The organism is Streptomyces sp. SolWspMP-5a-2 (genome assembly GCF_900091845.1).
Classification (GTDB): Bacteria; Actinomycetota; Actinomycetes; order Streptomycetales; family Streptomycetaceae; genus Streptomyces; species Streptomyces doudnae.
In genome coordinates this window covers 1-13817 of the sequence record NZ_FMCI01000295.1, presented here as the reverse complement: position 1 = coordinate 13817, position 13817 = coordinate 1, and the positions used below count along the sequence as shown (strand labels likewise).

General features: G+C 72.8%; 13 protein-coding genes. 4 read left to right on the top strand and 9 right to left on the bottom strand.

Going from position 1 to position 13817, the window contains the following annotated elements; genetic code table 11:
• Positions 1-713: acyl-CoA dehydrogenase family protein (locus GA0115242_RS29450; protein WP_176729936.1), on the bottom strand; the 713-nt coding region annotated here is incomplete at its 3' end.
• Positions 714-912: 199 nt separating this feature from the next.
• Here GA0115242_RS29450 and GA0115242_RS29445 point away from each other — a divergent pair.
• Complete coding sequence (locus GA0115242_RS29445; RefSeq protein ID WP_093833817.1) at positions 913-2256, top strand: UDP-glucose dehydrogenase family protein; 1344 nt, start codon at positions 913-915, stop codon at positions 2254-2256.
• 127 nt (positions 2257-2383) lie between these two features.
• Here GA0115242_RS29445 and GA0115242_RS29440 read toward each other — a convergent pair whose 3' ends face one another.
• Complete coding sequence (locus tag GA0115242_RS29440; protein ID WP_093833815.1) at positions 2384-2884, bottom strand: CGNR zinc finger domain-containing protein; 501 nt, start codon at positions 2882-2884, stop codon at positions 2384-2386.
• 103 nt (positions 2885-2987) lie between these two features.
• On the opposite strand from GA0115242_RS29440, the gene GA0115242_RS29435 reads away from it, so the two are divergent.
• A complete protein-coding gene (locus GA0115242_RS29435; RefSeq protein ID WP_093833813.1) occupies positions 2988-3350 on the top strand; it encodes a VOC family protein in 363 nt (120 codons plus the stop codon).
• Positions 3351-3369: 19 nt separating this feature from the next.
• Here the strand turns inward: GA0115242_RS29435 and GA0115242_RS29430 are convergent, their stop codons facing one another.
• The 4 genes from GA0115242_RS29430 to GA0115242_RS29415 all read right to left on the bottom strand — a co-directional run bounded on the left by GA0115242_RS29430 (position 3370) and on the right by GA0115242_RS29415 (position 7505).
• The gene (locus GA0115242_RS29430) at positions 3370-4488 is read right to left on the bottom strand and encodes a dipeptidase (RefSeq protein ID WP_093833811.1); all 1119 of its coding nucleotides are present in this window, start codon (positions 4486-4488) and stop codon (positions 3370-3372) included.
• A gap of 163 nt (positions 4489-4651) precedes the next feature.
• Positions 4652-5848: a dipeptidase gene (locus GA0115242_RS29425; RefSeq protein WP_093833809.1), complete on the bottom strand. Its 1197-nt coding sequence runs from the start codon at positions 5846-5848 to the stop codon at positions 4652-4654.
• Complete coding sequence (purE, locus tag GA0115242_RS29420; protein ID WP_093833807.1) at positions 5845-6369, bottom strand: 5-(carboxyamino)imidazole ribonucleotide mutase; 525 nt, start codon at positions 6367-6369, stop codon at positions 5845-5847. Before purE ends, GA0115242_RS29425 begins: the two co-directional genes overlap by 4 nt.
• Positions 6366-7505 carry a 5-(carboxyamino)imidazole ribonucleotide synthase gene (locus GA0115242_RS29415; protein WP_093833805.1) on the bottom strand — a complete coding sequence of 380 codons (1140 nt, stop codon included), beginning with the start codon at positions 7503-7505 and terminating at the stop codon, positions 6366-6368. The genes purE and GA0115242_RS29415 overlap by 4 nt, the downstream gene beginning before the upstream one ends.
• A 218-nt stretch (positions 7506-7723) precedes the next feature.
• Here GA0115242_RS29415 and GA0115242_RS29410 point away from each other — a divergent pair, with 218 nt between their 5' ends.
• Positions 7724-8290, top strand: a complete 567-nt coding sequence (locus GA0115242_RS29410; RefSeq protein ID WP_093833803.1) for a GtrA family protein — start codon at positions 7724-7726, stop codon at positions 8288-8290.
• 12 nt (positions 8291-8302) lie between these two features.
• On the opposite strand, the gene GA0115242_RS29405 is transcribed toward GA0115242_RS29410, so the two are convergent.
• Together GA0115242_RS29405 and GA0115242_RS29400 are read right to left on the bottom strand one after the other, a co-directional pair.
• Complete coding sequence (locus GA0115242_RS29405) at positions 8303-9583, bottom strand: ATP-binding protein (protein ID WP_093833801.1); 1281 nt, start codon at positions 9581-9583, stop codon at positions 8303-8305.
• Between the two features lie 51 nt (positions 9584-9634).
• Positions 9635-10312: a response regulator transcription factor gene (locus GA0115242_RS29400; protein ID WP_093833799.1), complete on the bottom strand. Its 678-nt coding sequence runs from the start codon at positions 10310-10312 to the stop codon at positions 9635-9637.
• Between the two features lie 488 nt (positions 10313-10800).
• Between GA0115242_RS29400 and GA0115242_RS29395 the strand changes: the two genes are divergently transcribed.
• On the top strand, positions 10801-12297 hold the full coding sequence (locus tag GA0115242_RS29395) for an oligopeptide:H+ symporter (RefSeq protein WP_093833797.1): 1497 nt from the start codon (positions 10801-10803) through the stop codon (positions 12295-12297).
• Between the two features lie 115 nt (positions 12298-12412).
• On the opposite strand, the gene GA0115242_RS29390 is transcribed toward GA0115242_RS29395, so the two are convergent.
• Positions 12413-13654 (bottom strand): hypothetical protein, encoded by a 1242-nt coding sequence (locus GA0115242_RS29390; RefSeq protein ID WP_093833794.1) that lies wholly within the window; start codon positions 13652-13654, stop codon positions 12413-12415.
• Between the last annotated feature and the right edge of the window lie 163 nt (positions 13655-13817).

Genomic DNA, 13817 nt, shown 5'->3' with positions numbered 1-13817 from the left:
AAACCGGTGCCCTCCTCGCCGATCATGCGGTCGGCCGGGACACGGACGCCGTCGAGGTAGACCTCGCGGGTCGGGGAGCCCTTGATGCCGAGCTTCTTCTCCGGGGCGCCGAAGGAGACGCCCTCGTCGTCCTTCTCCACCACGAACGCCGAGATGCCCTTGGAGCGCTTCGAGGGGTCGGTCACGGCCATCACCGTGTAGAAGCGCGACTCCCCCGCGTTGGTGATCCAGCGCTTCACGCCGTCCAGGACGTAGTGGTCGCCGTCACGGACCGCCCGCGTCTTCATCCCGGCGGCGTCCGAACCGGCGTCCGGCTCGGAGAGGCAGTAGGAGAACATGCCGTCGCCCTTGGCGAGCGGGGTCATGTACCGCTTCCTCAGCTCCTCGGAGCCGGAGAGGATCACCGGCAGCGAGCCCAGCTTGTTCACCGCCGGGATCAGCGAGGAACTCGCGCAGACCCGGGCCACCTCCTCGATGACGATCACCGTGGCGAGCGCGTCCGCGCCACCGCCGCCGTACTCCTCGGGGACGTGCACCGCGTGCAGGTCGTTCGCCACCAGGGCGTCGTGCGCCTCCTGCGGGAACCGGGCCTCCTCGTCCACCGCGGCGGCGAACGGCGCGATCTTCGCCTCGGCCAGCGCGCGGACGGCGTCACGGAGCATGTCGTGCTCCTCGGACGGGCGGTACAGGTCGAAGTCAGCCGATCCGGCCAAGGTCTCTCACGCTCCAAGGACGCTTGTGACGAGCTGTCGTGACGGTGCTAATTACCGTTAAGTAACACGAATTTTAGGCGGCCGCCCGGGACACGGGTACGTGAGCTTGGCGACAGCGGGAAAGTGCCCGGCGAAAGGCCTTCCCATGCCCCGGCTATGCTCGGCACCGCAGCAGCCGCCCCACCCGTCTGGAGCATCGATGAGCCTGAAGATCAGCGTGATCGGCACCGGTTACCTCGGCGCCACCCACGCGGCGGCCATGGCCGAGCTGGGCTTCGAGGTGCTCGGGCTCGACGTCGTCGCCGAGAAGATCGACAAGCTCAGGCGCGGCGAGGTCCCGATGTACGAACCGGGCCTCGAGGAACTGCTGCGCAAGCACGTCGCCGGGCTTCCCGGATCGAGCGGGCGGCTGCGCTTCACCATGGACTTCGCCGAGGCCGCCGCCTTCGGCGACGTGCACTTCGTCTGCGTCAACACCCCGCAGCGGCACGGCGAGTACGCGGCCGACATGTCCTACGTCGACTCCGCGGTCGCCTCGCTCGCCCCGCACCTGACCCGCCCGACGCTGGTCGTCGGCAAGTCCACGGTGCCCGTCGGCTCGGCCGACCGGCTCGCCGCCTACCTGGCCGCGCACGCCCCCGCGGGCGAGGCCGCCGAGCTGGCCTGGAACCCGGAGTTCCTGCGCGAGGGGTTCGCGGTGGACGACACCCTGCACCCCGACCGGATCGTCACCGGCGTGCGCAGCGCGCGGGCGGAGGAGCTGCTGCGCCAGGTCTACGCGACGCCGATCGCGGACGGCACGCCCTTCGTGGTGACGGACTTCCCGACCGCGGAGCTGGTGAAGACCTCGGCGAACTCCTTCCTGGCGACCAAGATCTCCTTCATCAACGCGATGGCCGAGGTGTGCGAGGCGGCGGGCGGCGACGTCGCGAAGCTGGCCGAGGCGATCGGCCACGACGACCGGATCGGCCGCAAGTTCCTGCGCGCGGGGATCGGCTTCGGCGGCGGCTGCCTGCCCAAGGACATCCGGGCGTTCATGGCCCGCGCGGGCGAGCTGGGCGCCGACCAGGCGCTGACGTTCCTGCGCGAGATCGACTCGATCAACATGCGCCAGCGCGGCCAGATGGTGGAGCTGGCCCGGCAGGCGCTGGGCGGCGGCTCGTTCCTCGGCAAGCGGGTCGCGGTGCTCGGCGCCGCCTTCAAGCCCGACTCGGACGACGTGCGGGACTCCCCCGCGCTGAACGTCGCCGGGCAGATACACCTCCAGGGCGGCCAGGTGACGGTCTTCGACCCGAAGGGCATGGAGAACGCCCGCAGGGTCTTCCCGACCCTCGGCTACGCCGACAGCGCCCTGGAGGCGGTGCGGGGCGCCGACGTCGTCCTGCACCTGACGGAGTGGCGGGAGTTCCGCGAGCTGGACCCGCGGGAGCTGGGCAAGGTGGCCTCGGCCCAGGTGATCCTGGACGGGCGCAACGCCCTCGACCCCGAGCTGTGGCGCGCGGCGGGCTGGACCTACCGCGCGATGGGCCGTCCGACGGCGTGAGCCGCGGGGCCGGGCCGGGCGACGCCGGTTCGGCCGAGGCTCAGTCGGCCGAACCGGCGTCTGACCGCATTCTGCCCCAGATGACGCGAACGTGCCGGACGACGGCTCAACTGCCTTGCCCAGTGGGCTACTTGGCCCGGTAGCGGCGCATCTTGGCGCGCGCCCCGCAGACCTGCATCGAGCACCAGCGGCCCCGTCCCGCGGGGCTGCGGTCGTAGTACGCCCAGAGGCAGTCGGCGGCCTCGCACGCCTTCAGCCGCTGCCAGGTGCCCGCGACCAGCCCCTCGGCGACGGCGAGGGCGACCCGGGACAGCAGCGGGGCGCCGCCGGCGGGCGCGAGGGCCGCCGAGCCGTCCCCGGCGTCGACCGTCAGCCGCAGCGGCGCCCCGGCCAGCAGGGTGTCCAGCGGGGTGACCCGCGCGTGCGGCGGATGACCGGCGTGGGCGAGCAGGGCGGCGCGCAGCGACTCGCGCAGGGCGCGGGCGGCGGGCAGGTCGTCGGCGGTGAGGCCCCAGGCGGCCAGGCCCTCGGCGGTGCCGAGCGCGTCGGCGCCCGACTCGACGTCCACGGTGTTCACCAGGGACTGCACCAGCGCGAGGCTCCCCGGCGCGGCCGATCTCCCACTCATGGTTGCGACGTTACCTCCTGTACGGGAGCATGGGGTAACCGTTACCGTCTCAAGCCGCTTACCGGTAACAGCGCCGGTGGCACTGACGCTCCGAGGAGGAGTCATGGCTCTCGCCGCCCTGGGTTCCGTCGTCCTGGACTGCCCCGACCCGCTCGCCCTGGCCGACTTCTACGCGGCCGTGCTCGGCGGCACGGTGGAGGCCGGGAGCGACCGCTGGGTCGACCTGGCGCTCCCCTCCGGGGGCACGCTCTCCTTCCAGTCCGCGCCCGGCACCGAAGCCCCCGCCTGGCCGGACCCCGCCCGGCCCCAGCAGTTCCACCTGGACCTGAGCGTCCCCGACCTGGACGCGGCGGAGGCGGACGTCCTGGCCCTCGGCGCGCGACCGCTCGACACCGGGGACCGCGCGCGCTCCTTCCGGGTCTACGCGGACCCGGCCGGTCACCCGTTCTGCCTCTGCCGCGCCTAGCGCGGGTCCGCGCCGGGGCTCAGCCGTCGCACTCCGCGAGGGTCGCCGTCGACGGGGGGCGCCGGAGCTGGGCGGCGCGGGCCGCGAAGTCCGCGCCGCGCAGCAGCCGCTGGACGTTGCCCCAGGTGAGCAGGGCCACATCGGTCTCGGGCCAGCCGCGTTCGAGGAGTTCGGCGACCAGGTGCGGATAGCCGGAGGTGTCGCCCAGCTCCTGCGGGTGGGCGACACCGGCGTCGTAGGTGCCGGAGAGGGCCACCGACGCCGGGCCCGCCACCCGGCGCACATGGTCGAGGTGGTCGGCGACGTCCCGCACCGAGGGGCCGGTCTGCTCGGCGGCGAGCGGCACCATGCACAGACCCTTGGCGGCGCCCAGGGCGGCCAGCAGGTCGTCGGGGAGGTTGAAGGGGTGCGGGCGCAGCGCGCGGGCGCCGGAACGGGCGCACAGCACCGGCGCCTTGGACGCGGCCAGCACCCGGCGGACGGTCGCCCCCGAGGCGCCGGAGAGGTCGGCGACGACACCGAGCCGGTTCATCTCCCGCACCACCTCCTCGCCGAACCGGGTGAGCCCCGGACCGCTCGCCCACGAGGTCCCGGACAGCGTCAGGACGCGCAGGCCGAGGGCGCGCAGCGAGCGCAGCACGGCCAGCGAGTCGTCGAGGGCCGCGGCGGCGGCCGGGCCGGACAGCACCGCGATCCGGCCGCAGTACCGGGCGTCGCTGATCTCCCCCGCGGTGTCGGCGGACCGCAGCCCCTCCGGGTGCGCCCGCACCACCGCCCGCACCAGGTCGAGCTGATCCAGGGTGGCGCTCAGGGCCCGCTCGGCGGGGGTCCCCTCGGGCAGGTGCAGGGACCAGAACAGCGCGCCGACGTGCCCTTCGCGCAGCCGGGGCACGTCCGTGTCCAGGGCGCTCTCGCCCATCTCCAGGTCGTACCAGGGCAGCCCGCGCAGGGCCGACAGGAGCCCGCAGTAGCCGTCGGCGACGGGGTGCGCGGCGAGCAGGGCGCGGGCGCGGCGCAGCGGGGAGGCGTCCGGATCCGGCGGGGACGGGGCGGGCGCGGCGACGACGAAGGGTTCCGGCAGCTCGTCGAGCGCGCCGACCTCGGTCGTCGGGTGCAGTTCGTCCTGGAGGTCTGCCATGCCGGGCTCCGTACGTCGTGATGGCGGTACGGTCACCGTCGCACGGTGGCGGGGGCCCTTCCTGGTGGACGGGGCGTTCGGGGCATCCCCGGCCGGTCCCGGCCCAGGTGGGCGGGGCGGCGGCGGGGGCGGGCCCGTCGCCGCCCGCCGCCGCCCCCGCTGCTCAGCCCTCGGCGCCGTCCAGGGACGCGAGGGTCGCGTTGGACGGCGGGCGGATGGCCCGCAGGTCGCGGGCGACGTCCTCGGCCGCGGAGAGCACCCGGACCGCGTTCTGCCAGGTGAGCTTGGCGAGGTCGGCGCGCGACCAGCCGCGCTCCAGCAGCTCGGCGATCAGGTTCGGGTAGCCCGAGACGTCGGAGAGGCCGTCGGGCGTGAACGGCGTGCCGTCGTAGTCGCCGCCGATGCCGAGGTGGTCGATCCCGGCCACCTCGCGCATGTGGTCCAGGTGGTCGGCGACCGTGGCCGCGGTGGCGACGGGGCGGGGGGCGCGCTCCTCGAAGGCGCGGTGCACCGCCATCGCCTCCGGGCTGGACTCCAGGTGGTGGAAGCCGTGGGCGCGCAGGTTCTCGTCCGCGGCGGCCGTCCAGTCCACGGCGGCCTGGAGCACGAACTTCGGCACGAAGGTGACCATCGCCATGCCGCCGTTGGCGGGCAGCCGCTCCAGGACGTCGTCCGGGATGTTGCGCGGGTGGTCGCAGACGGCGCGGGCCGAGGAGTGCGAGAAGATCACCGGCGCGGTGGAGGTGTCCAGGGCGGCGCGCATCGTCGTCGCCGCGACGTGCGAGAGGTCGACGAGCATGCCGAGCCGGTTCATCTCCCGGACGACCTCGTGGCCGAACGCGGAGAGGCCGCCGACCCGCGGCTCGTCGGTCGCCGAGTCCGCCCAGGCGACGTTGTCGTTGTGGGTCAGCGTCATGTAGCGCACGCCCAGGCCGTACAGGCCGCGCAGGGTGCCGAGCGACTCGCCGATCGAGTGGCCGCCCTCGGCGCCCATCAGCGAGGCGATCCTGCCCTCGGCGCGGGCCGCCTCCATGTCGGCGGCGGTCAGCGCGGCGCGCAGGTCGGCCGGGTGGCGGTCGATGAGCTGGCGGACGCAGTCGATCTGCTCCAGGGTGGCGGGCACCGCGCCGGGCCGGTCCGAGGGGACGTACACCGACCAGTACTGGGCGCCGACCCCGCCGGCCCGCAGCCGGGGCAGGTCGGTGTGCAGATGGGCGTCCTGGGGGACGGCGATGTCGCGGGCGTCGAGGTCGTAGCGGACCTGTTCGCGCAGCGCGTAGGGCAGGTCGTTGTGGCCGTCGACGACGGGGAACTCGCCGAGGAGTTCGCGGGCCCGCTCCAGCGCGGTGGGGGCGCTCACTTGCGGAACCCGAATCCGGCGCCCGCGCCCTCGACCTTGGCGCGCAGCCGCTTGCCCTTCTCGGTGGCCTGGTCGTTCAGCTCCTGCTGGAAGTCGCTCATCCGGTGCTGGAGGTCCTCGTCGTGGGTGGCGAGGATGCGGGCGGCGAGCAGACCCGCGTTGCGGGCCCCGGCGACGGAGACGGTGGCGACCGGTACCCCGGCCGGCATCTGCACGATCGACAGCAGGGAGTCCATGCCGTCGAGGTACTTCAGCGGCACCGGCACCCCGATGACGGGCAGCGGGGTGACGGAGGCGAGCATGCCGGGCAGATGGGCGGCGCCGCCCGCCCCGGCGATGATCACCTTGAGTCCGCGTCCGGCCGCGTGCTCGCCGTAGGCGACCATCTCGCGCGGCATCCGGTGCGCGGAGACGACGTCGACCTCGTACCCGATCTCGAACTCGTCGAGCGCCTGGGCGGCGGCCTCCATGACGGGCCAGTCGGAGTCCGACCCCATGACGATGCCTACAACAGGGCTCATTCGGTGATCGTGCCTCTCAGGTAGCCGGCGGCGTGTGCGGCGCGCTCCAGCACGTCGTCCAGGTCGTCGCCGTAGGTGTTGACGTGGCCCACCTTGCGGCCGGGCTTCACGTCCTTGCCGTACATGTGGATCTTGAGGCGGGGGTCGCGGGCCATGCAGTGCAGGTACGCGGAGTACATGTCGGGGAAGTCCCCGCCGAGGACGTTGACCATGACCGTCCAGGGCGCGCGCGGGCGCGGGTCGCCGAGCGGGAGGTCGAGGACGGCGCGGACGTGGTTGGCGAACTGCGAGGTGATCGCGCCGTCCATGGACCAGTGGCCGGAGTTGTGCGGGCGCATCGCGAGTTCGTTGACGAGGATGCGGCCGTCCCGGGTCTGGAACAGCTCGACGGCGAGGTGGCCGACGACGCCGAGTTCCTTCGCGATGGTCAGCGCCAGTTCCTCGGCGGCCAGGGCGAGGGACTCGTCGAGGCCGGGCGCGGGGGCGATCACCGTGTCGCAGACCCCGCCGACCTGGCGGGACTCCACGACCGGGTAGGCGACGGCCTGGCCGTGCGGGGAGCGCACCACGTTGGCGGCCAGCTCGCGCAGGTAGTCGACCTTCTCCTCGGCGAGGACGGGCACCCCGGCCCGGAACGGCTCGTGGGCCTGCGTCTCGTCGTCGACGACCCAGACGCCCTTGCCGTCGTAGCCGCCGCGCACGGTCTTCAGGACGACCGGGAAGCCCTCGCCCTCGGCGGCGAAGGCGGCCACGTCGGCCGGGTCCCGCACGAGGCGGTGCCGTGGGCACGGGACGCCGATCTCCGTGAGTCGCGCGCGCATCACCCCCTTGTCCTGGGCGTGCACGAGCGCGTCGGGTCCGGGGCGGACGGGGATGCCGTCCGCCTCCAGGGCCCGCAGGTGCTCGGTGGGGACGTGTTCGTGATCGAAGGTGATCACGTCACAGCCCCGCGCGAAGGCACGCAGCGTCTCCAGGTCGCGGTAGTCGCCGATGACGACATCGCTCACCACCTGCGCCGCGGAGTCCTGGGGAGTGTCACTGAGGAGCTTGAACCTGATGCCGAGCGGGATGCCCGCCTCGTGTGTCATACGAGCGAGCTGCCCCCCGCCGACCATGCCGACTACCGGGAACGTCACGCCCCTAGGGTATCGGCCGCCCGGGGGCCGACGGTTTCCGGCCGTTCCGGACCGGTTCCGGCCGGTCCGGCACTGCTCTTACCTGCCCTTTCCCCTCGCCTTGGGACACTCTTCCCAAGCTGTTCCCGTGCGGTGTGCGCGGGGACAGGCGATCACGGAGGGGGGTGGTTAGCATGGTCGGGTTGACGAAACCGACCCGGACGGGGGCCTGCACGACCATGGGACGTGGTTCCTCGGGGTTTCGGAGGCTGGTGCGCGAGGCCGCCAAGTTCGGCGCGGTCGGCGGCGCGGGCCTGCTGGTCAATCTCGTCGTCTTCAACCTGGTCAGGCACCTCAGCGGGATCCCGGTGGTGCGGGCGAGCGTCATCGCGACGATCGTCTCCATCGCCTTCAACTACGTGGGGTTCCGCTACTTCACCTACCGCGACCGCGACAAGGGCGGGCGGACGAAGGAACTGACCCTGTTCCTGCTGTTCAGCGCGGTCGGCCTGGTCATCGAGAACGGCATCCTCTACACGGCGACGTACGGCTTCGGCTGGGACACCCCGCTGCAGAGCAACGTCTTCAAGTTCATCGGCATCGGCATCGCCACGCTGTTCCGGTTCTGGTCCTACCGCTCGTGGGTGTTCCGGGCGCTGCCGGTCCGCGAGCCGGTGGCGGTGGTGCCCGCGGCGGCCACCTCGGGTTCGACGGCGCTCTCGGCGGGCGCGGAATCGTTCCTTGAGCAGCCGCGGCCGCCCGCGCAGCAGGACAAGCCCCGGCCCACCGCCCACCGCGTGGGCTGAGGCGGGGCCCGGCTACCTGACCGTCGTCGGGTCGTCGTCCGGCGCGGTCGGCGGCCGCTTGATCGGGGTGCGGGACAGGAACAGGCCGAAGACCGGCGGTTTCGTCTGGAGCATCTCCAGCCGCCCCCCGTCCGCCTCCGCGAGGTCGCGGGCGACGGCCAGGCCGATCCCGGTGGAGTTGCGGCCGCTGATCGTCCGCTCGAAGATCCGCGCCCCGAGGTCCGCCGGGACCCCGGGGCCCTCGTCGGTGACCTCGATGACGGCCTGGTTGCCGGTGACCCGGGTGCGCAGCGCGACCGTGCCGCCGCCGTGCATCAGCGAGTTCTCGATCAGCGCGGCCAGCACCTGCGCGACCGCGCCCGGCGTGCCGACCGCCTGGAGGTGGCGCTTGCCCGAGCTGACGATGGCCCGGCCCACGCCCCGGTAGGCGGGCCGCCACTCGGCGAGCTGCTGCTGGATGACCTCGTCCAGGTCGAAGGTGACGGCGGAGCCGGTGCGCGGGTCGCGGGCGTTGGTCAGCAGCCGCTCCACGACGTCGGTGAGCCGCTCGACCTGCGTCAGCGCGACGTTCGCCTCCTCCTTCACGGTGTCCGGGTCGTCGGTGAGGGTGATCTCCTCCAGCCGCATCGAGAGCGCGGTGAGCGGGGTGCGGAGCTGGTGCGAGGCGTCGGCGGCCAGGCGCCGTTCGGCGGTGAGCATGCGGGCGATCCGCTCGGCCGAGGAGTCCAGGACGTCGGCGACCCGGTCCAGTTCGGGGACGCCGTAGCGCTTGTGGCGGGGGCGCGGGTCGCCTGAGCCGAGGCGCTCGGCGGTCTCCGCGAGGTCGGTGAGCGGGGAGGCGAGCCGGTTGGCCTGGCGGATCGCCAGCAGCACCGCCGCGACGACGGCGAGCAGCGCGACCAGCGCGATGATCAGCAGGGTGCGGCCGACCTCGCGGGTCACCGAGGAGCGCGGCTCCTCGACGACGACGGTCTCGCCCTCCTCGCCGGTGGCGTGCCCCCGGATCACCTCGCCGTCCGGCTTGCTGCCGACGGTGAAGGCGGGCTCCCCCGGCAGCTTGATCACGGCGTACCGGTCCTGGGTGACCTGGGCGCGCAGTATCTCCGCGTTGACCGCGCCCGCGCCGATCAGGCGGCTGTCGACGATGCTGGCCAGCCGCTGCGCCTCGGAGCTGACCCGCTCCTGGGCGCTGGTGCTGATGGTGCGGGTCTCCACGATGACGAGGGACACGCCGAAGACGGCGATCACCACGAGCACCACGGCGAGCGTGGACTGGATCAGTCGGCGGCGCATGACCTCTGTACCTGGTGTGGGGGGAGGGCGGGCCTGCGGACCCGGCCCCGGCTAGCTCTTCTCGAAGCGGAAGCCCACGCCGCGCACGGTGGCGATGTAGCGGGGGTTGGCCGCGTCGTCGCCGAGCTTCTTGCGCAGCCAGGAGATGTGCATGTCGAGGGTCTTGGTCGACGACCACCAGGTGGTGTCCCAGACCTCGCGCATCAGCTGGTCGCGGGTGACGACCCGGCCCGCGTCCCGCACCAGGACCCGCAGCAGGTCGAACTCCTTGGCGGTGAGCTGGAGTTCCTCCTCGCCCATCCAGGCGCGGTGCGACTCGACGTCGATCCGCACGCCGTGCGTCGCGGGCGGCTGCGCGGGCTCGACGGCGCCGCGCCGCAGCAGGGCCCGGACCCGGGCGAGGAGTTCGGCGAGCCGGAAGGGCTTGGTGACGTAGTCGTCGGCGCCCGCGTCCAGCCCGACGACGGTGTCCACCTCGTCGGCGCGGGCGGTCAGGATGAGGATCGGGATGGCGTGGCCCTCGGCGCGCAGCCTGCGGGCCACCTCGAGGCCGTCCATGCCGGGCAGCCCGAGGTCCAGTACGACCAGGTCGACACCGCCCTGCATTCCGGCGTCGAGCGCGGTGGGTCCGTCCTCACGCACCTCGACCTCGTAGCCTTCCCGGCGCAGGGCGCGGGCCAGCGGCTCCGAGATGGACGCGTCGTCCTCGGCGAGCAGTACACGGGTCATGGGGTGATGGTAGTCCGCCGGTGACACGTGCTGGGGTGTGATCGGCGCCCGTCGTTCTTACCTTTGGGCGTACCGGAACGAACCTCTGTCTGTGGGGTGCGCGGGCCATGGGTACCTTGGAATCACGGCGTTCGGTTCCACCGTCACCTGTGATCCATCTCTCAAGTCCTTCCATATCCGGCAGTGTCCTGCCTTATGGTGAATGAACGCCTGTAGCACTGCGGGGACCTTTGGCGCCTATTTGACGCTGAGGGTCTCTTTTGTGTTCCGGGCCGGTGCGCGCCGGTCCGGAAGGAACGAGAACGACCTGTGGCCGGGCCCTCCGTGACGAGGGCGTGGATCCCGGTGGTCGCCGTCCGCCGCTCCGGGACCCGGAGCGGACTCCCCGTGGGCGTGGGGTGGACGGATCCGACCCTCGCCGGTGCCGGCCTCCCCCCACCGGGCGCGACCCGCTCACGCGTGCGCGTCCCGACCAGCAAGGAACGACCATGGCGTCCAGCCTGACGAAGGACTCGGCGACCCCGGGCATCCCCGGTTCCGAGAAGACCTTCTTCGGCCACCCCCGCGGACTGGCCACCCTCTTCATGACCGAGATGTGGGAGCGTTTCTCCTACTACGGCATGAGGGCCCTGCTCCCGCTGTACCTGGTCGCCCCGGGCGGCCTGCACCTGAGCGCGGCCACCGCGACCGCGATCTACTCGGTCTACCTGTCCCTCGTCTACCTGCTCGCCCTGCCCGGCGGCTGGTTCGCCGACCGCGTCCTCGGCCCGCGCCGGACGGTCGCCGTGGCGGGCGCGGTCATCATGCTCGGCCACCTCACGCTCGCCCTGCCGTACGCGGGCACCTTCTACGCGGGGCTCGGCCTGGTGGCGATCGGCTCCGGTCTCCTCAAGGCCAACATCTCCACGATGGTCGGCCACCTCTACGACGGCCCCGACGACCCGCGCCGGGACGGCGGCTTCACCGTCTTCTACATCGGCATCAACGTCGGCGCGTTCGTGGCGCCGCTGACGATCGGCACCGTCGGCGAGAGCGTCAACTGGCACCTGGGCTTCGCGCTCGCCGCCGTCGGCATGGCGCTGGGTCTGGCCCAGTTCCTGCTGGGCAGCCGCCACCTGAGCCCGCAGTCGGACGTGGTGCCGACCCCGATGAGCCCGGCCGAGAAGGTGTCCACGCTGCGCAAGTCCGCGCTGTGGGCCGCCGTCGCGGTGGTCTTCTACGCGGTCGTCGGCGTCTCCGGCCACTACACCCTGAACTGGGTCATGGTGCCGATCACGGTCGCCGGACTGGTCATCCCGGTCGTCGTCCTCGGCCGGATCAGGCGGGACCGGACGCTGGACAGCGCCGAGCGGTCGAAGATGTCGGCGTACATCTGGTTCTTCGTGGCCGCGGCCGTCTTCTGGATGATCTACGACCAGGGCGGTTCGACGCTGTCGATCTTCGCGGACTCCTCCGCGAAGAACTCCGTCCTCGGCTGGGGCTTCCCGGTCTCCTGGTACCAGTCGGTCAACCCGGTGCTGATCATGGCGCTGGCGCCGGTCTTCGCGGCGCTCTGGCTGGCGCTGGCCCGGCGCGGCAAGGAGCCGAGCACGGCGACCAAGTTCGCCTTCGGCCTGATCCTGGTCGGCCTGTCCTTCTTCCTGTTCCTCGCCCCGCTGGCCATCGCGGGCGGCGGCCACAAGGCGGCGGCGCTCTGGCTGGTGGCGATCTACTTCGTGCAGACCGTCGGCGAGCTGATGCTCTCCCCGGTCGGCCTCTCGGTCACCACGAAGATGGCGCCCGCCAAGTACGCCTCGCAGATGATGGGTGTCTGGTTCCTGGCGGTCACCGCGGGCGACGCCACCACCGGCCTGCTGTCCATCGCGGGCGTCGACCTCAACAAGACGGGCGTGGTCGCCCTGGAGGCGGTGCTCGCGGTCGCGGCGGGCGCGGCGGTGTGGATGTACCGCAGGCGCGTGAAGGCGCTGATGGGCGACGTCAACTGAGCCCGGCCGCGCGCCCGTTGTCCCTCCGGTGAGCGCACCGGCGGAACCCGGGGACCGGGCGGGCTCGGGAGAACCGCGGCGGGCCGCCGGTGAATCCGGCGGCCCGCCGCGCGTCTCAGCGGGTCCCGCGGCGCGGCATGAAGGTGAAGACCGCCCCGCCCAGCAGGACCGCCGTGCCCGCGACCAGCGCGAGGGCCTTCAGGGCGCCGTGGTCCTGCGCGCCCGTCTCGGCCAGGCCGCCGGACGCCGACGTCGAGGCGCCGCCCGACGACGTCCCCCCGCCGCCGCTCGACGAGCCGCCCGAGCCTCCCGAGGCGCCGCTCGCCTGCTCGGTGGTGTCCAGGGTGAGGGAGACCTCCGTGCGGTCCGGGGTGCAGGTCGTCGTGGTGCCCAGCGCCTCGATGGTGAGCACGCCCGGCGAGAGCGTCGAGGAACCGCTGGCGCCCGGCTTGTAGGTGCCGGTCAGGTCCGGTATCTCGATCGGGTCCCCGCTCTTGATCGGGTCGGGGTTGGCCGGGCCGGTCACATGGACCGTGCCCTTGTCGGCGCCGCCGAGGACGACGTCCATCGACGGTTTCACCGAGCCCGCCGGGATGTCGGCCGGGCTGTCCATCACCGACTTCTTGAACTGCACGGTGAGGGCGTAACTCCCGCCGTCCTTCTTGGCGTTGATCTGGATCGGTGACGTGGCCTTCTTCTCCCCGATCGGCGACTGGCAGGTGTAGGGGATCTGCACCTCCTTGCCGGTGAAGTCGGTCTGCCCGCCGGTCCCCGAGCCGCCGCCGTCGTCCCCGGTCGCGGTCGGCGACGGCGTGGGGGACCCGGTGTCCGTGGGGGTCGGGCTCGGGGTGCCGCCGTCGTCGTCCCCGGTCACCTCGATCGTCGCCGCCTGCGGGACCGTCCCCGTCGGCGCGCACGCGGTGTCCGTGGAGAACGCGTTCACCGTGTACGCGTCCGGCGTGAGGGTGACCTCCCCCGCCGTCGTCAGTTTCAGCGAACCCTTCATGTCGGACAGCACCATCGTGGCGCCCTTGGGGATCGCCGGGTTCTCGCGCGGTCCCTGCATCGCGACGGACGCCGTCTGCGCCCCGGCCGCCTTCAGGGTGCCGGAGGGCTGCACGGAGTCGGCGGGCAGGTCGATGATGTCCGGGTTCTTCGACGCGGCCTGGACGAACTTCCAGACGACGTCGACGGTGTCACCGACCTTCGCGGTGGCGGGGGCGGTGATCTCCACCTTCGTCGTCCCGTCGACCGGGTCGATGCCCGCGGGCGGCACGCAGTGGGTGGCGTACGACACCTCGGCCGCCTGCGCGGGCCCCGCGGCCAGCCCCAGCGCCGCGCCCGCCGCGCACAGCACCAGTGCCGCCCCGGCCGCGCCGAGCCGCCCTCCGCCCGCCGGTGTGACTCTCCTTCGCTCGCTCACGTGGGTCCCTTCCTGGTGGGAGTCGTCCGGCCCGCGGCATCCGGCGGGGACGGAGCACTCGTCGAACGGTCGTCGTGCGGTGCGGAGAGTTCTCCCG

Excerpts from the sequence above, each read along its gene's own strand:
- GA0115242_RS29445 (WP_093833817.1), top strand. The coding sequence starts at position 913 with ATGAGCCTGAAGATCAGCGTGATCGGCACCGGTTACCTCGGCGCCACC.
- GA0115242_RS29440 (WP_093833815.1), bottom strand. The coding sequence starts at position 2,884 with ATGAGTGGGAGATCGGCCGCGCCGGGGAGCCTCGCGCTGGTGCAGTCC.
- GA0115242_RS29435 (WP_093833813.1), top strand. The coding sequence starts at position 2,988 with ATGGCTCTCGCCGCCCTGGGTTCCGTCGTCCTGGACTGCCCCGACCCG.
- GA0115242_RS29430 (WP_093833811.1), bottom strand. The coding sequence starts at position 4,488 with ATGGCAGACCTCCAGGACGAACTGCACCCGACGACCGAGGTCGGCGCG.
- purE (WP_093833807.1), bottom strand. The coding sequence starts at position 6,369 with ATGAGCCCTGTTGTAGGCATCGTCATGGGGTCGGACTCCGACTGGCCC.
- GA0115242_RS29410 (WP_093833803.1), top strand. The coding sequence starts at position 7,724 with ATGGGACGTGGTTCCTCGGGGTTTCGGAGGCTGGTGCGCGAGGCCGCC.
- GA0115242_RS29405 (WP_093833801.1), bottom strand. The coding sequence starts at position 9,583 with ATGCGCCGCCGACTGATCCAGTCCACGCTCGCCGTGGTGCTCGTGGTG.
- GA0115242_RS29400 (WP_093833799.1), bottom strand. The coding sequence starts at position 10,312 with ATGACCCGTGTACTGCTCGCCGAGGACGACGCGTCCATCTCGGAGCCG.
- GA0115242_RS29395 (WP_093833797.1), top strand. The coding sequence starts at position 10,801 with ATGGCGTCCAGCCTGACGAAGGACTCGGCGACCCCGGGCATCCCCGGT.